The 18,032-nt window shown below is 71.6% G+C and carries 19 protein-coding genes; 12 read left to right on the forward strand and 7 right to left on the reverse strand.

Translation table 11 applies throughout. The features are described from left to right. Nucleotides 1–30 precede the first annotated feature (30 nt). The 3 genes from ABZ564_RS16525 to ABZ564_RS16535 are packed head-to-tail and all read left to right on the forward strand — an operon-like array spanning nt 31 to nt 3,058. Nucleotides 31–393 carry a hypothetical protein gene (locus ABZ564_RS16525; protein ID WP_037710719.1) on the forward strand — a complete coding sequence of 121 codons (363 nt, stop codon included), beginning with the start codon at nt 31–33 and terminating at the stop codon, nt 391–393. Next, the gene (locus tag ABZ564_RS16530) at nt 390–1,871 is read left to right on the forward strand and encodes a cation acetate symporter (RefSeq protein WP_360856124.1); all 1,482 of its coding nucleotides are present in this window, start codon (nt 390–392) and stop codon (nt 1,869–1,871) included. Before ABZ564_RS16525 ends, ABZ564_RS16530 begins: the two co-directional genes overlap by 4 nt. Beyond that, nucleotides 1,868–3,058 carry a histidine kinase gene (locus tag ABZ564_RS16535; RefSeq protein ID WP_360856127.1) on the forward strand — a complete coding sequence of 397 codons (1,191 nt, stop codon included), beginning with the start codon at nt 1,868–1,870 and terminating at the stop codon, nt 3,056–3,058. Before ABZ564_RS16530 ends, ABZ564_RS16535 begins: the two co-directional genes overlap by 4 nt. Nucleotides 3,059–3,074: 16 nt before the next feature. On the opposite strand, the gene ABZ564_RS16540 is transcribed toward ABZ564_RS16535, so the two are convergent. After that, on the reverse strand, nt 3,075–3,578 hold the full coding sequence (locus tag ABZ564_RS16540; protein ID WP_360856130.1) for a hypothetical protein: 504 nt from the start codon (nt 3,576–3,578) through the stop codon (nt 3,075–3,077). A gap of 151 nt (nt 3,579–3,729) precedes the next feature. Here ABZ564_RS16540 and ABZ564_RS16545 point away from each other — a divergent pair, with 151 nt between their 5' ends. Then, nucleotides 3,730–3,927 (forward strand): zf-HC2 domain-containing protein, encoded by a 198-nt coding sequence (locus ABZ564_RS16545; protein ID WP_360856133.1) that lies wholly within the window; start codon nt 3,730–3,732, stop codon nt 3,925–3,927. On the opposite strand, the gene ABZ564_RS16550 is transcribed toward ABZ564_RS16545, so the two are convergent. Together ABZ564_RS16550 and ABZ564_RS16555 are read right to left on the reverse strand one after the other, a co-directional pair. Continuing rightward, the gene (locus tag ABZ564_RS16550) at nt 3,861–4,430 is read right to left on the reverse strand and encodes a sigma-70 family RNA polymerase sigma factor (protein ID WP_360856136.1); all 570 of its coding nucleotides are present in this window, start codon (nt 4,428–4,430) and stop codon (nt 3,861–3,863) included. The two genes, ABZ564_RS16545 and ABZ564_RS16550, sit on opposite strands and share 67 nt — an antisense overlap. A 164-nt stretch (nt 4,431–4,594) precedes the next feature. Then, complete coding sequence (locus ABZ564_RS16555) at nt 4,595–5,056, reverse strand: universal stress protein (RefSeq protein ID WP_360856139.1); 462 nt, start codon at nt 5,054–5,056, stop codon at nt 4,595–4,597. A 164-nt stretch (nt 5,057–5,220) separates the two neighbouring features. On the opposite strand from ABZ564_RS16555, the gene ABZ564_RS16560 reads away from it, so the two are divergent. Continuing rightward, a complete protein-coding gene (locus ABZ564_RS16560) occupies nt 5,221–6,063 on the forward strand; it encodes a polysaccharide deacetylase family protein (RefSeq protein WP_360856142.1) in 843 nt (280 codons plus the stop codon). Between the two features lie 9 nt (nt 6,064–6,072). On the opposite strand, the gene ABZ564_RS16565 is transcribed toward ABZ564_RS16560, so the two are convergent. Beyond that, on the reverse strand, nt 6,073–6,732 hold the full coding sequence (locus ABZ564_RS16565) for a class F sortase (RefSeq protein WP_360856145.1): 660 nt from the start codon (nt 6,730–6,732) through the stop codon (nt 6,073–6,075). Nucleotides 6,733–7,045: 313 nt separating this feature from the next. On the opposite strand from ABZ564_RS16565, the gene ABZ564_RS16570 reads away from it, so the two are divergent. Next, nucleotides 7,046–7,819, forward strand: a complete 774-nt coding sequence (locus ABZ564_RS16570) for a hypothetical protein (protein ID WP_360856148.1) — start codon at nt 7,046–7,048, stop codon at nt 7,817–7,819. A gap of 95 nt (nt 7,820–7,914) precedes the next feature. Here the strand turns inward: ABZ564_RS16570 and ABZ564_RS16575 are convergent, their stop codons facing one another. Beyond that, nucleotides 7,915–8,484, reverse strand: a complete 570-nt coding sequence (locus ABZ564_RS16575; protein ID WP_360856151.1) for a hypothetical protein — start codon at nt 8,482–8,484, stop codon at nt 7,915–7,917. 172 nt (nt 8,485–8,656) lie between these two features. After that, complete coding sequence (locus ABZ564_RS16580; protein WP_360856154.1) at nt 8,657–9,424, reverse strand: hypothetical protein; 768 nt, start codon at nt 9,422–9,424, stop codon at nt 8,657–8,659. Here ABZ564_RS16580 and ABZ564_RS16585 point away from each other — a divergent pair. From ABZ564_RS16585 to ABZ564_RS16595, 3 genes are all read left to right on the forward strand, one after another. After that, entirely contained in the window at nt 9,423–9,557 is a 135-nt protein-coding gene (locus tag ABZ564_RS16585; protein ID WP_360856156.1) for a hypothetical protein, read from the forward strand. The two genes, ABZ564_RS16580 and ABZ564_RS16585, sit on opposite strands and share 2 nt — an antisense overlap. Before the next feature lie 979 nt (nt 9,558–10,536). Continuing rightward, entirely contained in the window at nt 10,537–11,355 is an 819-nt protein-coding gene (locus ABZ564_RS16590) for an SAM-dependent methyltransferase (RefSeq protein WP_360856159.1), read from the forward strand. Further along, on the forward strand, nt 11,352–13,526 hold the full coding sequence (locus ABZ564_RS16595; protein WP_360856162.1) for an EAL domain-containing protein: 2,175 nt from the start codon (nt 11,352–11,354) through the stop codon (nt 13,524–13,526). Before ABZ564_RS16590 ends, ABZ564_RS16595 begins: the two co-directional genes overlap by 4 nt. A 21-nt stretch (nt 13,527–13,547) precedes the next feature. On the opposite strand, the gene ABZ564_RS16600 is transcribed toward ABZ564_RS16595, so the two are convergent. Next, a complete protein-coding gene (locus ABZ564_RS16600; protein WP_360856165.1) occupies nt 13,548–14,450 on the reverse strand; it encodes a LysR substrate-binding domain-containing protein in 903 nt (300 codons plus the stop codon). 95 nt (nt 14,451–14,545) lie between these two features. On the opposite strand from ABZ564_RS16600, the gene ABZ564_RS16605 reads away from it, so the two are divergent. Genes ABZ564_RS16605 through ABZ564_RS16615 form a run of 3 tightly spaced genes read left to right on the forward strand, consistent with a single transcriptional unit; the run spans nt 14,546 to nt 17,986 of the window. Further along, nucleotides 14,546–15,253, forward strand: coding sequence for a succinate dehydrogenase (locus ABZ564_RS16605; protein WP_360856168.1), 708 nt, complete (start codon nt 14,546–14,548; stop codon nt 15,251–15,253). Between the two features lies 1 nt (nt 15,254). After that, nucleotides 15,255–17,204 (forward strand): fumarate reductase/succinate dehydrogenase flavoprotein subunit, encoded by a 1,950-nt coding sequence (locus ABZ564_RS16610; protein WP_360856171.1) that lies wholly within the window; start codon nt 15,255–15,257, stop codon nt 17,202–17,204. Beyond that, nucleotides 17,201–17,986 (forward strand): succinate dehydrogenase/fumarate reductase iron-sulfur subunit, encoded by a 786-nt coding sequence (locus tag ABZ564_RS16615; protein ID WP_360856174.1) that lies wholly within the window; start codon nt 17,201–17,203, stop codon nt 17,984–17,986. The genes ABZ564_RS16610 and ABZ564_RS16615 overlap by 4 nt, the downstream gene beginning before the upstream one ends. The last annotated feature ends 46 nt before the right edge of the window (nt 17,987–18,032 follow it).

The following is an 18,032-nucleotide window of genomic DNA, read 5'->3' on the forward strand; positions in this document are numbered from 1 at the left end:
GGGGCCGGACGACGCCTACACTCCGGCCCCATGTCCGCAGAGCCCACACCCCGGCGCGAAGTGGTGACGGGGGAGCCCCGACGGGTGCGCCCGCTGCCGCGCTACCGCACCCAGTCGGAGATCGACGAGCAGACCGCGCTCGGCGGCGCCTACGTCCGCTCGCTGATGCGCGGGCAACTGCGGGCCGGTCTGACCGCCTTCGCGGTCCTCGCCGCCGTCGTGGGCACCCTCCCCCTCGTCTTCGAGGCCCTGCACAGCTCCGCCGTCGTCTGGGCCGTCCTCGGGTTCGCCGCCTACCCGCCGCTCACCCTGCTCGCCTGGTGGTACGTGCGCCGCGCCGAGCGCAACGAGAGCGACTTCGCCCGGCTCGTGGAAGGCCGCCCCGCCCCGTGAGCCGCACGTACGCGGTGGCGGCGGTCGCCGTCGTCGTCCTGGCCACCGTCCTCGTCGGCGGATTCGGACTGCGGATCTCCCGCACCACCTCCGACTTCTACGTCGCATCGCGCACCGTGCGCCCCCGGCTCAACGCCGCCGCGATCAGCGGCGAATACCTCTCCGCCGCCTCCTTCCTCGGCATCGCGGGCCTGGTCCTCGTCCATGGCCCCGACATGCTCTGGTACCCGGTCGGCTACACCGCCGGCTATCTGGTCCTGCTGGTCTTCGTCGCCGCGCCGCTGCGCCGTTCGGGGGCGTACACCCTGCCCGACTTCGCCGAAGGGCGCCTGGAGTCCCGGCAGGTGCGCAGACTCGTCAGCGTGCTCGTCGCCGGCGCCGGCTGGCTCTACCTCGTGCCCCAGCTCCAAGGCGCCGGCCTCACCCTCAAGATCCTCACCGGGGCGCCCGGCTGGCTCGGCGACGTGCTGGTCGCCTCCGTCGTCGTCCTCGCCGTCGCCGCCGGAGGCATGCGTTCGATCACCTTCGTCCAGGTCTTCCAGTACTGGCTGAAGCTGACCGCCCTCCTCGTCCCCGCGATCTTCCTGGTGCTGGCCTGGCAGGGCGACGGACAGCCCCACATCACCTTCGACGAACACCTCTCCCCCTTCCGCGCCGACCACCCGCTGTACGCCACCTACGGCCTCATCGTCGCCACCTTCCTCGGCACCATGGGCCTGCCGCACGTCGTCGTCCGCTTCTACACCAGCCCCAACGGCCGCGACGCCCGCCGCACCACGGTCGCCGTCCTCGCCCTCATCGGCGTCTTCTACCTCCTGCCGCCCGTCTACGGCGCGCTGGGCCGGCTGTACGCCCCTGAGCTGATCCACGGCGGCGACGCGGACGCCGCCGTGCTCCTGCTGCCCGGCCGGGTCATCGGCGGAGCCGGCGGTGATCTGCTGGGGGCGCTCGTCGCGGGCGGCGCGTTCGCCGCGTTCCTGTCCACCGCGTCCGGACTGACCATGGCCGTCGCCGGGGTCATCACCCAGGACGTGCTGCCCTCGCGCGGGGTCCGGCACTTCCGGCTGGCCACCGTCCTCGCCATCTCCGTCCCCCTGGCCGGCTCGCTGATGGTCAGCCGGGTCCCCGTCGCCGACTCCGTGGGCATGGCCTTCGCCGTCTCCGCCTCCTCCTTCTGTCCGTTGCTGGTCCTCGGGATCTGGTGGCGCAGGCTCACCCCGCCCGGGGCCGTCGCCGGCCTGCTGCTGGGCGGCGGCTCCGCGCTGCTGTCCGTCGCCATCACGGTCAGCGGCGCGGTACGCCCGCCCGGCTGGCCGCACGCCCTGCTCGCCTGGCCCGCCGTCTGGTCCGTGCCCGTCGGTTTCCTCGCGATGATCCTGGTCTCACTCGCCACACCGGGCCGGATACCCCCCGGCACCAACGCCGCCATGACCCGCTTCCACCTGCCCGAAGCGCTCACCACCGGGAGGCACCGGTGACCGGCGCCGGATATGCCGTCATCGTCGTGCTCGCCCTCCTGCTCTTCGGCGGCGGCCTCCTGCTCGGCCGCCGCACCGCGCGGCCCCTGCGCACCAGCGACGTCGGCACGCCCGTGGAGCACGCCACCTTCGAGACCCTGCACACCGCCTCCCTGGCCGCGCCCCCGCTGCGCGCCGGACTCACCGAGGACAGCGCCCGCAGATCCGCCCGCCGACTGCGCTCGCTGCTGGGCACCGACGCGCTGTGCCTCACCGACCGCGACGGGGTCCTGGTCTGGGACGGCGAGGGCGACCACCACGGCCGGCACGTCATGGAGCAGGTCGCGGGCGTCCTGGAAACCGGCCGCGACACCGCCTTCCGCAGCGACTGCGACGACCTGGACTGCCCGCTGAGATGGGCCGTCGCCGTGCCGCTCACCGTCGACCACCGGGTGCTCGGCACCCTCGTCGCCTACGCCCCGCGCGAGTCGGCGGTCCTCGCCCGGGCCGCGGGCGAGGTCGCCCGCTGGGTCTGCGTCCAGCTGGAACTGGCCGAACTCGACCGCTCCCGCACCCAGCTCATCGAGGCCGAGATCCGGGCCCTGCGCGCGCAGATCTCCCCCCACTTCATCTTCAACTCCCTGGCCGCCATCGCCTCCTTCGTCCGCACGGACCCGGAGAAGGCCCGCGAACTGCTCCTGGAGTTCGCCGACTTCACCCGCTACTCCTTCCGCAGCCACGGCGACTTCACCACCCTCGCCGACGAACTGCACTCCATCGACCAGTACCTCGCCCTGGTCCGGGCCCGCTTCGGCGAACGGCTCTCCGTCACCCTCCAGGTCGCCCCCGAGGTCCTGCCCGTCGCCCTGCCCTTCCTCTGCCTCCAGCCGCTCGTCGAGAACGCCGTCAAACACGGCCTCGAAGGCGCCGTCACCTCCAGCCGCATCACCATCAGCGCCCTGGACGCCGGCTCCGAGGCCGAGGTCGTCATCGAGGACGACGGCACCGGCATGGACCCCCAGCGGCTGCGCCACATCCTGCGCGGTGAGGGCGGCAGATCCACCGGCATCGGCCTGCTCAACGTGGACGAACGGCTCCGCCAGGTGTACGGGGACGCGTACGGCCTCGTCATCGAGACGGGCATCGGTGCCGGGATGCGGATCACCGTACGGCTGCCGAAGTACCGCGCCGGAGTGCACGGTTCCTGATCACGGCCAAGCCCTACTAGTACAGGTGGACCGCCAGATGTCCCAGCGGCAGGCCCAGTCGCCACGCCGGTGTCCACACCTGCGCGGCCTCCTCGACGTCCTGGTCCGCACCACCCTCCGGCTCCCGGGGCGGCGGGCCGAGCGCCTCCAGGTCGGCCGCCAGCAGCTCGGTCTCCTCCAGCCACCGCCAGGCCGCCCGGGCCAGCGCCAGGTCCGCGTCCGTGCGGCCGGGCGCCGGGGCGTGCAGCCGCTCGCACACCCAGCGGCGCCAAGGCGTCCCGGACGCGGTGAGCAGCCGCAGCTCGTCCACCCGCGCGGCCGGCAGCGCCTCGGTCACCGCCCCGTCCAGCAGGAAGATGGTCAGCGCCAGCGCATCCCGCCCCGCCCGGTACTCCAGCGTCGCCGGCTCCATCAGGTCGCCGGTGCGCAGCAGCTCATCGGCGAGGTACTCCGCGTACAGCCAGGCCATCGGGACCGACAACCCGGCCCGGCCAGACCCCTCATGACGTTCCGGAGGCATCCCGTATCGCCTCATTCCCTCGGTCTCGGGGCCGTGCGGCCGGTGGGCTCCCGGCCGGTTCCCCACGCAGCATTGAACCGGGGGAGCGCGCGCCGCGTGGCCAGAAGAGCAGGATCCGCCGGACCCGATCAGTCACAGACATGAGGTTGCGATGACCGCCGATCCCGGGGAGGGGCCGCATGTGCGGCAGCTGCTGGGCGCCTACGTCCTGGACGCGCTGACCGCCGCCGAGGCCCGCACGGTCGCTCACCACCTGCGCGGCTGCGACCGGTGCGCCGCCGACTACGCGGCGACCGCGGAGGCGGTGGAGCTGCTGGCGCTGCTGCGGGAGGAGGACCTGCTGGAATAGCCGGGCAGGCGGCGGGAGAGCAGCCGCAGAGCGTAGTACGAACGCGACTTGACCGTGCCCGCCGGTATCCCGAGCACCTCGGCGGTCTCGCCCACGCTCAGTCCGCGGAAGTAGATCTGCACGAGCACCGACCGGTGCTCCGGGCTCAGGGCGCGCACCGCCTCGCGCACGTCGAGCGCGGCGATCGCGGACTCCGCCGTGTCGGAGCCGGCCGGGGCGCACTCCAGGACGACGTCACTGACCTCGGCCGGCCGGGCCAGCCGGGAGCGCCGGGCATCGATCGCCAGCCGCCGCGCGACGGTGAACAGCCAGGGCCGCATCGACTCGTACGGGCCGTCGAACGCCTCCGGGTGCTGCCAGGCCCGCACCAGCGTCTCCTGGAGCAGGTCCTCGGCCCGCTGCCGGTCGCCGAACGTCAGGCCGAGCAGGAAGTGGAACAGGGCGGGTCCGTGTTCACGCTGGAGTTCCGCGAGGGCCCGCTCATCGGTCGTCGTCGTGGTCATGGTGAACGCCCTTCCCGCCAAAGTCGCCGCCTCGCTGCTGACCTGGCGTATACGAGCGCATTCAGCCGACGAGGAACAGGACAAACGCCGCTCCGTGCGACGAGCGGTCGCTCGGAGCGGCGAATGGTGCGGTGAACGGTCGGGCGGCACCCCGGACGGGGGCGCTACGGCACGACGGTGACCGGCCAGCGGCCCGCCTTCACCAGACGGACGGCCACCGAGCCGATGAAGCGGTGCCCGGCCGACTCCGACGCGCCCACCACGACGGCGTCCGCCTTGAGTTCGTCGGCAGCGGTCACCAGACCGTTGTAGGGGTCACCGCGGAAGGTGTGGAACTCCCAGCGCACGTCCCATATGTCCTTCAGTCGCTCCGTCCCGGCCCGGATCTCGCTCACCAGTCCCTCGGCGACCTCACCCGTGGCATCACCGACCGGGGCCCCGAGCGCCGCCCCCGCCGGCAGTACGGGCTGGACGTACACCAGGGCCAGCAGGGCCCTCTGGCGACGGGCGAGCCCGGCGGCGTAGGCGGCCGCGCGCATCGACGACTCGGAACCGTCGAGGCCCGCGACGATCACCTTCGGTCCGTCTGTGCCACGTTCGAACTGGTGGGAGTGCTGAGCTGTCACGGCAGTGAGGTTATCGGCTCGCCCCCCGACCCCCGGCCCGGCCTCCTGGGTGCCGCGCACCGCTCACCACGTGCGCGGACGCGTTCCCGCCATCCGGGTGCAAAAAACCCCGGCACCCGGTGTCGCTGAGGCGGGCGGCGGAGCGGACGTGCGAGCAGTGGGGCATGAAGAGTGATCACAGACCGCCCCTGCGCAGAACGGTCCTGAGGCTGGTCGCCGGCCTGGGTGCCGCCACCGCCGTGAGCGTCGTCGCCGCGGATCCCGTCGCCTCCCCGGGCCGCCCGGCGAAGCCCGCGGCGGGGGTGGCCGGATCGCGGGCCGCCACCCTCCGGAGCCGGCCGCTGGCCTATAGGCTGCGGCCCATGACGGGACACACGCCGCCCCGCTACCGGCCCGCGGCGCCGCCGGTCCGCACCCGGCCGTTCGAAGAGCTGACCGACATCGGCCACGCCATGGTGCTGTCCTTCGACGACGGCCCCGATCCGCTCTACACCCCGCACATCCTGGACACGCTGCGCGAGCACGACGTACGGGCGATGTTCTTCCTCTGCGGGGAGATGGCGAACGACAACCGCGACATCGTCCGCCGGATCGCCGACGAGGGGCACACCGTGGGGAACCACTCGTGGACGCACCCCCTGGTCACCAAGCTCTCCCGGGCCGGGATCACCGACGAGCTGGGCCGTACCAGCGACGTCATCGAGGAGATCACCGGCGCGGCGCCGCTCTGGTACCGGGCGCCCTACGGTGCCTGGAACCGCGACTCCTTCGAGATCGGTGCCGCGATGGGCATGGAACCGATGGCCTGGACCGTGGACACCCTCGACTGGACCGTGCCCGGCACCGACAGCATCGTCCGCCGGGTCAGGCAGGGGGCGGGCCCCGGAGCGGTGGTGCTCTCGCACGACGCGGGCGGCGACCGCTCGCAGAGCGTGGCGGCACTGCGGCGGTATCTGCCGCAGCTGCTGGACGACGGGTACCGGCTCACGGTGCCGCGGTGGCGCTGAACGCGGAGGTCAGCGGGTCTCCACCAGCCGGGCGAACACCACCACGTTGCCGTCGTAGCCGTTGGCCTTGGTGTAGCCGCCGCCGCAGGTGATGACCCGCAGCTCCGGCTTCCCGGTGTCGCCGTACACCCGGGCGCCGGGGAAGTCGTTCTTGGCGAAGACCTCGACGCCGTACACCTCGAACACCGCCACCCGGTCGTCGCTGCGCCCGACCTCGACGCGGTCGCCCTTCTTGAGCGAGCCGAGGCCGTAGAAGACGGCGGGGCCCGCCTTGTTGTCGACATGGCCGACGATGACGGAGGTACCGGTCTGGCCCGGAGCGATGCCGTTCTGGTACCAGCCGGCCAGGTTGGGGTCCTCCGCCGGCGGGGTCTCGATCCAGCCGTCCGGGTCGAGGTTCACATCGATGACCGGCGCGTCGACCTGGATCGAGGGGATGGCCACGCGGGCGACGGGCGCGTACGGGAGGGGCTTGACGGCCGGGCCCGCCACCGGGGCCACGGGGGCTTTCTTCTGGTGGCCCACCGAGGCGGCGGCGACCGGCTGCGGCGGGCCGGGGGAGAGGTCGGCGCCGTTGCGCATCAGGGCCAGACCGGTGAGCAGCGCCAGGGCGAGCGCGCCCCAGGGCGAGTGCCTGACCCGTTCCGGCCGCCAGTTGTCCCGGCCCATGGTTCTCCCTTCGTCGCGACGAGCAGAACGCTAGGCGCGGTGCGGCGGGGCGGCGATCCGAGAAGGGCGAACGGGTGGCGGCGAGCCACCCGGATGCTTATCGGAGTAGCGCGTGGATAAAACTTCTGACGGACTGTGACCTGCACATCCATCAGTTCCGGGGGTGCTCGCACGGCGTGTCGGATCACCGGTGTGGAGCAGTGCCGAAATGCGGTGGATCAAGGTTCTGGTGAGGGTTCGTCATGGGAGGCGTTCTCGTCGATCCATCCCGGCGCACAGAGCCCCGGGGCGCTTCCCGGTGGAGGTACGAACGATGCGTGCTACACGCGCTCTCGTTGTCGCCGCGGCCGCCGTCGCCGCCCTCGGGGTCGGTGCCCCGATGGCGGCCGCCGGCGGAGACGGCGGGCACAACCAGAGCAACGGCAACAACCAGAACGACTGGAACAACGGCAACAACCAGAACGACTGGAACGACTGGAACGACCAGGACGGCTGGAACAACGGCAACGGCAACGGCAACGGCAACGGCAACGGCAACGGCAACGGGAACGGGAACGGCAACGGGAACGGCAACGGGAACGGGAACGGGAACGGGAACGGCAACGGGAACGGGAACGGCAACGGCAACGGGAACGGGAACGGGAACGGGAACGGGAACGGGAACGGGAACGGGAACGGCAACGGGCGCAACAACGGCCCGAACAACGTGACCGTCGACCCCGAGCGCGTGCACCAGGGCGCGGCCATGCAGGTCAGCGCCGAGGGCTGCGGCCGGGGCGGCAGCGTCTCGTCCAACGCGTTCCGCACCACCCGGCTCTCGGCCGGCCGGGTCGGCCACGCCCGGGTCCGTATCTTCAACGACGCGACGCCCGGCACGTACAACCTGACGGTCCGGTGCGACGGCACCGACCGGACGGCCGGTCACCGCTTCACCGTGCTCGACAGCCGGGGCGCCCAGGGCGGGCTCGGCGGTTCGATGGCCGCGACCCCGGCGGAGATGGGTGTCGGCGCGGGCCTCGTCGCGTCGGCGGCCCTCGGCGGCGTGTACATCATGCGCCGCCGGAGGACGGGTCATGGGGCGGCCTGATCCTGAGGACGCCCCCGCCGGACCGATAACCGAAGTCGCCCCGAGTCCTGTGACAGGACCCGGGGCGACTCTCGTGGCCCATCCGCTCGCAGTGGTCAGTGCGAGCGGCTCTCCCTGCGGCGGCGCGCGAAGAACACGGCACCGGCACCGGCCACCACGGCGAGCGCGGTGCCCGCCACGATCTTGCCGGAGTTCATGCTGCCGATGCTGCCGCCGAGGCCGCCCTGAACCCCGGCCGGTGAGGCCGTGGTCGTGGCCGCGGCCGTGCTCGTCGAGCTCGTGTTGGGCGTGGTGGGCGTGCCCGTGGCCGCGTTGATCGTGAGATTCACCTTGGCCGTGGAGCTGGGCGAGGTGTTGCAGATGAACGTCACCTCGTAGGCGGTGCCCGGCCTGGCGTCCGAGTCGACGGTGGCCTGGCTGCTGCCGTTCACCGGGATGGTGACGGTGTCGAAGACCCCCGAGGAGGCCGTGGCCGTCGTCGAGCAGCCCCGGGCCGCCAGGGTGACCACGCCGCCGGGCGCGACCACCGACGGCGTGACGGTGTAGCCGTTCCCGCCGCCCGCCGCGGCGTCCGCGGTCGCGGCATACGCGGTCACCGCCGGGGCGGTCAGGGCGAGTGCTGCGGCGCCGAACAGAGCGACGGGGGCGACACGTATTGCGCGCATGGTGAATCCTCCGGGTCCCCGAGGAGCAGCTGCGGAACGGATTTCCACAAAGTGTCAGAAATGCACCTCGAATGCGGCCCACGCTAGAAGTGGTGCATTTCGCCCGCGATCGGGGTCCGGCGAATGGGGCACCGCTGTCCCCCGGGCGGCGCACCGGCCGGGGGACGGTCCGCTACCTGCCCGCCGCTTCCGGGAAGAGGTCGAGGAAGGGGGCGGCGGTGGCCGAGAACCCCCGCCCGAACGGCGAGTCGAAGTCCCAGATCAGAAAGAGGAGGAAGGCGATCAGCACACTGAAGAGGCCCGCCAGCAGGAGCTCACGGAACGTGCGGCGGATCTGCAGCGTGAAGATCAGGCCCACGGTCACCAGGGCGCCGATGATCAGCCCGAACCACACCACCCCGGGCATGGTCGCGCCGGCGCTCTGCCCCCGGGCACTGCGGGCGTCGTCGGCGGCGGCCACCTGGTCGACCAGCGGCTGGTACGCCTGCCCCTCGTGGTCCGTCCTGGGCCGGTAGTCCGTGACGTCGGCACGTACCTTGTCCAGCAGTTCGGTCCCGCGGTCGCTGAGTGTCCCGTGCTCGGTCATGGTCCGCCACTCGTCGTGCACCACGTAGCTCACGTACGTGTCGACGTCGGTCCGGATGCGGGTACGCACCTCCTCCGGGTAGACGGAGGAACGCGCGCTCACCTCGTGCAGGGCCTGGGCCTCCTGGCGTACGTACTCCTGCGCGGCGCTCCGGCCCTCCCAGACACCCGCGATGGCGAGCCCCAGCACGATCGCGTAGATCACGCCGATCATCATCGTCATGTACTCGATGACATCGGGGGTTTCGGACGGGTCGTCGTCCTCGGCGAGTCTGCGGTTGCTGAGGACGGCGATGGTCAGGACGACGGCGGTGGCCGCGACCAGGGCGAGGGTGAGAACGAGCCATTCCGACATGAGCGTCTCCGGGATTCATCGGGAACGGGGGCGCAGCACGGCGACGGCGAACACCGCGGGGGCCGTGATCATCAAGGTGAGCGTGACCAAGGAGGTGTGGCGCTCCGGTGTCTTCCGCACCGGTCTGCGGTAGGCGGGGAGCGCGACGTGGGCGGAAGGTGAAGGCCGTACGGACGGCGAGGGCTTCGGCTTCGGCTCGGGTTTCGGCGTGGGGGAGGGTGGAGGGGGCGGTGGGGGCGGCGGGGGCGGTGGTGCCGGCTCGGGCTCGGGCGCCGGAGGGGGCGGTGGCGGTGGTGGCGGTGCCGGTTTCGGGGGAGGGGGTGGCGGCGGGGGCGGCTCCGGTTTCGGCGTGGGCGTCGGAGTGGGCTCCGGCTCCGGGCCGGCGAAACAGTCGCCGTCGCCGCTGACGGCCACGGCCGTGCCGCCGTCGTCATCCCCGATGGACGCGTACGCGCAGCTGTCGGCGGTCGCGGGGGCGGGGGCGGTCAGCAGCCAGGTGAGCGCGAGCGCTGCGGCCAGCCGCCAGAAGAGTGATCCGTACACGACCGGGAGCATGTTCCGGGCCGTGCGGCGGCACGCCGGACCCCCTCCGGATTCGCCTGATGGAGGGGACCTGGGGTGCGCGGGGTTTGGGGCCGGCGAAAAGGAGCAGGCGCGTGCCTGGTTCAGGTCTCCGGAAATGGCCGATTGTCGACCCTCTTCCCGGGAATGGCGTCAAAGGGCGCGACACCGGATCCGCGCATTCCCCGCCTTGGGCCGGCACCCGGAGGCGAGCGGCGGACGGTGGGAGTCGCGGCCTCTCCCGGCCCTCCCCGGAGCATCCGTCTCGTGAACGCCAACGTCCGGGGCCCTCACGGGACATGATGCCCGGCCTTCGCCGCCTCCGAGGTCAGCGAGGTGCCAAAGTAGTCCGGGAGTGAACTATTCGATCCCTCTCGTTCGTCGAATGTGACGGGCAGCGACGAGCCGGTTGCACATGCCACGAGAGTGTGACCAATAACGGACGGCTAATTTCCGTTTCCACTCGCTCTCTTGGCGGTCGATCAGTAGCCTCTGGACCACACTGACCATGAACATGGCCGGATCGCCGTGGCGACTTGTTGGAGACATCGATGGAGCGTCCCGCCTGGGCACCGCAAGGCATTGACATTTCGGTGCCGAGCGTGTCCCGAATGTATGACTTCTATCTGGGCGGGTCGCACAATTTCGAGGTGGACCGGGAAGCGGCCCGGAAGGCCATGGAGTTCATGCCGGGACTTCCCAAGGCCATGCAGGCGAACCGGGCGTTTATGCGACGGGCGGTGCGCTACGCGCTGAGCGAGGGCATCACCCAGTTCCTCGACATCGGTTCCGGGATACCCACCTTCGGCAATGTCCACGAGGTCGCCCAGGCCGTCGATCCCGAGGTCAGGGTCGCCTACGTCGACCACGACCCGGTCGCGGTCGCGCACAGCCAGGCGGTCCTGGAGGGCAACGACCGCGCGACGATCGCCGCCGCCGACCTGCGCAGGCCCCAGGAGATCCGGGACAGCCCCGAGGTCGCCAAGCTCCTCGACTTCGACCGCCCGGTGGCGCTGCTGCTCGTGGCCGTACTCCACTTCGTCGAGGACTCCGACGACCCGCAGGCCGCCGTCGCCGCGCTCCGCGACATGCTCGCCCCCGGCAGCCTCCTCGTCGTCACCCATGCCGCGTACGAAGGCATCCCGCTGCCCCGGGAGGAGGCCGGCGGCACGGTCGGTGTCTACAAGGAGATCCGTAACCCGCTGGTCATGCGCACCCGGGAAGAGATCGCCCGCTTCTTCGACGGCTACGAGCTGGTCGAGCCCGGCCTCGTCGCGATGCCGGAATGGCGCCCCGAGAACACCGCCGCCCCCGAGAACGAGGACCCGTACGCCTTCTCGGGCATCGCGGGAGTGGGACGCAAGGCGTGAGTATTCCCGCCCAGTCGTCCGGAGCCCCGGACGCGGCACCCGACGGTCCCGAGGACCGGCTCCGGAGATTCGCCACCATCTGGAGCCGGACCATCTTCCCCTCGACGGCCACCTCCCTGACCCGGCCGGAGTTCGAGCAGCACCTGCTGCCGCTGGCCCGCACGCTCAGCGAGACCCTGCACGCCCGCCCGTTCGACCCCGCCGCGGCGACCCCGGTGGGCGGCGCGCTCGTCGCCGCCCACTGCACCGACCCGGACGCGCTCAGCTCCACGCTCGGTGTCGTCGACTCCTACCTGGTGCTCTACTGCGGCAGCAACGGGCCGGTGGCCCTGGCCACCGAGGAGAGCCGCTCCCGCTGCGCCCGCATCCAGCACGCGGTGGCGGCCGGCTTCACCCAGGCCCTGCGCGAACGGACGCTGGCCGAGCAGGAGGCCATCGCCCGCTCGGCGCTCGCCGCCCGCTCCCAGGCCGAACAGGCCCTGCACGCCACCGAGGCACGCTTCCGCGCGGTCTTCAAGGACGCGGCGATCGGCATCGGGATCGCCGACCTCGACGGCAACGTGCTGGAGGTCAACGACACCCTCACCCGGATGTTCGGCGGCCTGGAGAACCACGTCCTCAGCCACCGCGTCAACGAGTGGGTCCACCCCGAGGACTCCCCGCAGGTCTGGAAGTACTACAACGAGCTGGTACGCGGCGAACGCGAGCACTACCGGGTCGAGAAGCCGTACTACCGCAACGACGGCACCGTCCTGTGGACCAACCTGACGGTGTCGCTGCTGCGCGACTCCGAGGGCCGGCCCGAATACCAGCTGGCGCTGCTGGAGGACACCACCGAGCGCAGGCTCCTCAACCTGCGGCTTCGTTACGAGGCCACCCACGACGCGCTCACCGGCCTGCCCAACCGGACGCTCTTCTTCGAGCGCCTGGAGAAAGCGCTCGCAGCCGGCGACGGCAGCCGCTTCGGGCTCTGCTACCTGGACCTCGACGGCTTCAAGGCGATCAACGACAGCCTCGGCCACGCCGCGGGCGACCGGCTGCTCGTCGAGGTCGCCGACCGCCTCCAGAGCTGCGCGACCGCGCCCGGTGAGATGGTCGCCCGGCTCGGCGGCGACGAGTTCGTGGCCCTCACGACGAGCTTCGACACACCCGCCGAGGTCGACGAACTCGCCTGCCGCATCCTCGGCGCGCTCGGCACCCCCATCCGGCTCGACGGGCGCGAGCTGACCGTCCGCGGTTCGGTCGGGGTCGTCGAGGGCCCCGCCGGGGAACGCAGCGCCGCGGAGGTCCTGCGCAGCGCCGACATCACCATGTACCGCGCCAAGTCGGCGGGCGGCAACCGCTTCGAGCTGGCCGACGCGGAGGCGGACGCCCGGGCCATCACCCGGCACGGCCTGACCACGGCCCTGCCGGCCGCCCTGGAACGCGGCGAGTTCTTCATCGAGTACCAGCCGCTGGTGCACCTCGGCGACGGCACGGTGCACGGCGCGGAGGCCCTGGTCCGCTGGTGCCACCCGCAGCACGGGGTACTGGGGCCCGACCGGTTCATCGCGCTGGCCGAGCACACCGGCCTCATCGTCCCGCTGGGCCGCTGGGTCCTTGAGGAATCGGTCCGGCAGGCCAACTTCTGGCAGGAGCGGCACACCGACGGCGGCCCGCTGCGCATCAACGTCAACCTCTCACCGGCCCAGCTGCACCACCCGCACCTGGTCGCGGAGACCGTCGAGGTCCTGGAGCGCTCCGGGCTCGAAGCGGGCGCGCTGTGCCTGGAGGTCACCGAGTCGGCGCTCATCGGGGCCGACGAGGACCTGCTCAAACCGTTGCGACAGCTGGCCGAGATGGGCGTCGACATCGCGCTGGACGACTTCGGCACCGGCTACTCCAACCTCGCGAACCTGCGCAGGCTGCCGGTGAGCGTGCTGAAGCTGGACCGGTCCTTCACCCAGGGGATGCAGACCCATCCGGCGGACCCGGTGGACCTGAAGATCGTCGAGGGGATCGTGTCGCTCGCGCACAGCCTCGACCTGGCGGTGACGGTGGAGGGCGTGGAGACGGGCGCCCAGGCCGAGCAACTGCGGCAGCTGGGCTGCGACACGGCCCAGGGCTGGTACTACGCACGGCCGGGCGCGCCGGACCGCATCCACTCCCTGCTGCTGGCCGACGCCGTGTGAGCCGGGCGGACCCGGCACCCCTCATGGGGCCGCCGTGTCCGCCCGCCCCGCCAGCAGGACCCGCTGGAGCTCGCGGGCCGCACGCGGCGGGGCCACGTCGCTGCGGTGCGCCAGCGCGATCGTGCGGCGCAGCCCCGGGCGGGCCAGCGGGGTCGTGCGCAGGTCGGCGCCGGGCCGGGTGGCGACCATGTTCGGGACCACCGCGATGCCCAGGCCGGCGCGGACGAAGCCGAGCACCGCGTCCATCTCGCCGCCCTCCACGGTGAACGACGGCTCGAAGCCCTCGGCCCGGCAGGCGGCCACCGTCAGCTCCCGCAGGTCGTAGCCGTGCCGGAACATCACCAGCGGTTCGCCCTGGAGGTCCGCGATCCGGACCCGGCCGCCCCGGCCCGGCCGGGGACGGTGGGCCGAGGAGACGACCACCAGGTCCTCCTGGAGCAGTTCGACCGTGGTCAGCGCCGGGGAGGCGGCGGGCAGCGGCAGCACCACCAGGGCCAGATCGAGCGCGCCGCGCGCCAGCTTCCGTACCAGGTCGTGCGAACCGCCCTCCTCCAGCAGCAGCCGGATGCCCGGATGCAGGTCGTGGAAGGCGCGCAGCACCTCGGGCAGCAGCCCCGTGCACACGCTGGGCGTCGCACCCAGCCTGACCCGGCCCCGGCGCAGCTGCGCCAGTTCCTGCACCTCGTGCCGTGCGGTGTCGGCGTCGGCCAGGATGCGCCGGGCGAGGGGCAGCAGCGCCTCGCCCGCGTCCGTCAGCGTGATGTTGCCGCGCGCCCGGCTGAACAGCTCGGCGCCCAGCTCGTTCTCCAGGGCCCTGATCTGCTGGGAGAGCGAGGGCTGCGAGACGTGTACCTCCTCGGCGGCACGGGTGAAGTGCCGGGCCTCGGCGACGGCCACGAAATAGGTGAGCTGCTGGAACTGCACGACCCCACGCTACCGCGCTCGATAGGCAAGGGCTATGGACATCAGCCGTTCCATGACTTGGACTGATCGGGCCCTTCGGTCCTAGCGTCGTGTCCATGGCACTGGCAACCCGGACGGACAGACGGCCGTCCATGACGCGCACGCTCTGGGGCTCGACCGTCGGCAAGAAGGCGATCATGGCCGTGAGCGGTCTGGTCATGCTCCTCTACCTGGTCGTCCACATGATCGGAAACCTGAAGATCTTCTTCGGGTCCGACGAGTTCAACGGCTACGCCCACTGGCTGCGGGTGATGGGCGAGCCCTTCCTGCACCACGAGTGGGCGCTGTGGATCGTGCGCGTGGTGCTCGTCGCCGCCGCGGTGCTGCACGCGGTCTCCGCGTACCAGCTCAGCAGGCGCGACCTGCGGGCGCGCCCCAGCAGGTACGTCCACAAGCGGCCGCGCGCCAGTTACGCCACCCGCACCATGCGCTACGGCGGGGTCATCCTCGGGCTGTTCATCGTCTGGCACATCCTGGACCTGACGACCGGCACCGTGCACTCCGGCGGGTTCCAGTCCGGCCACCCGTACCAGAACGTCATCGACACCTTCTCCACCTGGTACGGCACCGTCGTCTACATCGTCGCGATGCTTGCCCTGGGGCTCCACGTCCAGCACGGGTTCTGGAGCGCCGCGCAGACCCTGGGCGCCGGCCGCGCGAGCCGCGACCGCGCCCTGAAGACCCTCGCCAACCTCCTCGCGCTGGTGCTGACGGTGGGCTTCATCTCCGTACCCGTCGCCGTCATGACCGGAGTGGTGAGCTGACATGAACGACTACACGCACTACACGACCGGTGAAACCGTCGCCGACACCAAGGCGCCGGCCGGCCCCGTCGCCGAGCGCTGGGACACCCGCCGCTTCGAGGCCAAGCTGGTCAACCCCGCCAACCGGCGCAAGCACACCGTCATCGTCGTCGGCACCGGCCTCGCCGGTGGCTCGGCCGGCGCGACACTGGCCGAACAGGGCTACCACGTCGTCCAGTTCTGCTTCCAGGACTCACCCCGCCGGGCGCACTCCGTCGCCGCGCAGGGCGGTATCAACGCGGCCAAGAACTACCGCAACGACGGCGACTCGGTGCACCGGCTCTTCTACGACACCGTCAAGGGCGGCGACTTCCGCGCCCGCGAGTCCAACGTGCACCGCCTCGCCCAGATCTCGGTCGAGATCATCGACCAGTGCGTGGCGCAGGGCGTCCCCTTCGCCCGCGAGTACGGCGGGCTCCTCGACAACCGTTCCTTCGGCGGCGTCCAGGTCTCCCGCACCTTCTACGCCCGCGGCCAGACCGGACAGCAACTGCTCCTCGGCGCCTACCAGGCGCTGTCCCGGCAGATCGCCGCGGGCAACGTCGAGCTGCATCCCCGTACCGAGATGCTCGACCTGATCGTCGTCGACGGCCGGGCGCGCGGCATCGTCGCCCGCGACCTCGTCACCGGGAAGATCGACACCTACTTCGCCGACGCCGTCGTCCTGGCCAGCGGCGGTTACGGCAACGTCTTCTACCTGTCGACCAACGCGATGAACTCCAACGCCACCGCCGTCTGGCGGGCCCACCGGCGCGGCGCCTACTTCGCGAACCCCTGCTTCACACAGATCCACCCCACCTGCATCCCGCGCACCGGCGACCACCAGTCCAAGCTGACGCTCATGAGCGAGTCGCTGCGCAACGACGGCCGCATCTGGGTGCCGAAGGCCAAGGGCGACACCCGCCCGGCCAACGAGATCCCCGAGGACGAGCGCGACTACTACCTGGAGCGGATCTACCCCGCCTTCGGCAACCTCGTGCCCCGCGACATCGCCTCCCGAGCCGCGAAGAACGTCTGCGACGAGGGACGCGGCGTCGGCCCCGGCGGCCAGGGCGTCTACCTGGACTTCGCCGAGGCCATCGCACGGATGGGCCGGGCGAAGGTCGAGGAGAAGTACGGCAACCTCTTCGACATGTACGCCCGGATCACCGCGGAGAACCCGTACGAGACCCCGATGCGGATCTACCCGGCCGTGCACTACACGATGGGCGGGCTCTGGGTCGACTACGACCTCCAGACCACGATCCCGGGCCTCTTCGCGATCGGCGAGGCCAACTTCTCCGACCACGGCGCCAACCGGCTCGGCGCGTCCGCGCTGATGCAGGGCCTCGCCGACGGCTACTTCGTCCTGCCCTCCACCATCAACGACTACCTCGCCCGCCACCCGCACCACGAGGAGGTCGACGCCTCGCACCCCGCCGTCGAGGAGGCTCTCGCGGAGACCGAGGACCGGCTCAACCTGCTGCTGGCCGTCGACGGTGACCGCACCCCCGACTCCTTCCACCGGGAGATCGGCGAACTCATGTGGGAGTACTGCGGGATGGCCCGCAACGAGGAGGGACTGCGCACCGCGCTCGCCCGCATCCCGCGGATCCGCGAGGAGTTCTGGCGCCGCGTCAAGGTCCCCGGCACCGGCGACGAGTTCAACCAGTCGCTGGAGAAGGCCAACCGCATCGTCGACTACCTGGAGCTCGCCGAGCTGATGTGCCTCGACGCCCTGCACCGCGCCGAGTCCTGCGGCGGCCACTTCCGCGAGGAGTCCCAGACCCCGGACGGGGAGGCCGCCCGGCGCGACGAGGAGTTCTCCTACGGCGCCGCCTGGGAGTTCACCGGCACCGGCGAGGCACCCGTCCTGCACAAGGAAGACCTCGTCTTCGAGTACGTCCACCCCACCCAGCGGAGCTACGCATGAAGCTCACCCTGCGCGTCTGGCGCCAGAAGAACGCCGACGCCCCCGGCGCCATGTCCACCTACGAGGTGGACGGCATCTCGCAGGACATGTCGTTCCTGGAGATGCTCGACACCCTCAACGAGGAGCTCATCCTCGCCGGTGACGACCCCGTCGCCTTCGACCACGACTGCCGCGAGGGCATCTGCGGCGCGTGCAGCCTGGTCATCAACGGCGACGCGCACGGTCCCAGTGGGGTCTCCCCTGCTCGAGCGGATTCGAGAGCTTGGGGAAGCACGACCACCTGCCAGCTCCACATGCGGTCCTTCGAGGACGGCGACACGATCGACATCGAGCCCTGGCGCGCCTCGGCCTTCCCGGTCGTCAAGGACCTCGTCGTGGACCGCTCGGCGTTCGACCGGATCATCCAGGCCGGCGGCTACATCTCCGCCCCCACCGGTACGGCCCCCGACGCGCACGCCACGCCGGTGCCCAAGCCGGACGCCGACTTCGCCTTCGAGCACGCCGAGTGCATCGGCTGCGGCGCCTGTGTCGCGGCCTGCCCCAACGGTTCGGCGATGCTCTTCACCTCGGCGAAGGTCAACCACCTGAACGTCCTGCCGCAGGGGACCCCCGAGCGGGAGACCCGGGTGCTCGACATGGTGGAGCAGATGGACAGCGAGGGCTTCGGCGGCTGCACGCTCACCGGGGAGTGCGCCACCGCGTGCCCCAAGGGCATCCCGCTGCCGTCGATCTCGGCCATGAACAAGGAGTGGCTGCGGGCGACCCGCAAGGCCCGCCGCTGAGCCCGCACGCCCCAGGGCCCCGGAGGTCGCCGCCAGCCTCCGGGGC

It is taken from the genome of Streptomyces sp. NPDC019224, assembly GCF_040632605.1.
GTDB lineage: Bacteria > Actinomycetota > Actinomycetes > Streptomycetales > Streptomycetaceae > Streptomyces.

What these genes read in the sequence shown, in the direction of transcription:
- ABZ564_RS16525 (WP_037710719.1), top strand. Translation starts at nt 31, where the DNA reads ATGTCCGCAGAGCCCACACCCCGGCGCGAAGTGGTGACGGGGGAGCCC.
- ABZ564_RS16540 (WP_360856130.1), bottom strand. Translation starts at nt 3,578, where the DNA reads ATGCCTCCGGAACGTCATGAGGGGTCTGGCCGGGCCGGGTTGTCGGTC.
- ABZ564_RS16545 (WP_360856133.1), top strand. Translation starts at nt 3,730, where the DNA reads ATGACCGCCGATCCCGGGGAGGGGCCGCATGTGCGGCAGCTGCTGGGC.
- ABZ564_RS16550 (WP_360856136.1), bottom strand. Translation starts at nt 4,430, where the DNA reads ATGACCACGACGACGACCGATGAGCGGGCCCTCGCGGAACTCCAGCGT.
- ABZ564_RS16560 (WP_360856142.1), top strand. Translation starts at nt 5,221, where the DNA reads ATGAAGAGTGATCACAGACCGCCCCTGCGCAGAACGGTCCTGAGGCTG.
- ABZ564_RS16565 (WP_360856145.1), bottom strand. Translation starts at nt 6,732, where the DNA reads ATGGGCCGGGACAACTGGCGGCCGGAACGGGTCAGGCACTCGCCCTGG.
- ABZ564_RS16570 (WP_360856148.1), top strand. Translation starts at nt 7,046, where the DNA reads ATGCGTGCTACACGCGCTCTCGTTGTCGCCGCGGCCGCCGTCGCCGCC.
- ABZ564_RS16575 (WP_360856151.1), bottom strand. Translation starts at nt 8,484, where the DNA reads ATGCGCGCAATACGTGTCGCCCCCGTCGCTCTGTTCGGCGCCGCAGCA.
- ABZ564_RS16585 (WP_360856156.1), top strand. Translation starts at nt 9,423, where the DNA reads ATGAGCGTCTCCGGGATTCATCGGGAACGGGGGCGCAGCACGGCGACG.
- ABZ564_RS16580 (WP_360856154.1), bottom strand. Translation starts at nt 9,424, where the DNA reads ATGTCGGAATGGCTCGTTCTCACCCTCGCCCTGGTCGCGGCCACCGCC.
- ABZ564_RS16590 (WP_360856159.1), top strand. Translation starts at nt 10,537, where the DNA reads ATGGAGCGTCCCGCCTGGGCACCGCAAGGCATTGACATTTCGGTGCCG.
- ABZ564_RS16605 (WP_360856168.1), top strand. Translation starts at nt 14,546, where the DNA reads ATGGCACTGGCAACCCGGACGGACAGACGGCCGTCCATGACGCGCACG.
- ABZ564_RS16610 (WP_360856171.1), top strand. Translation starts at nt 15,255, where the DNA reads ATGAACGACTACACGCACTACACGACCGGTGAAACCGTCGCCGACACC.
- ABZ564_RS16615 (WP_360856174.1), top strand. Translation starts at nt 17,201, where the DNA reads ATGAAGCTCACCCTGCGCGTCTGGCGCCAGAAGAACGCCGACGCCCCC.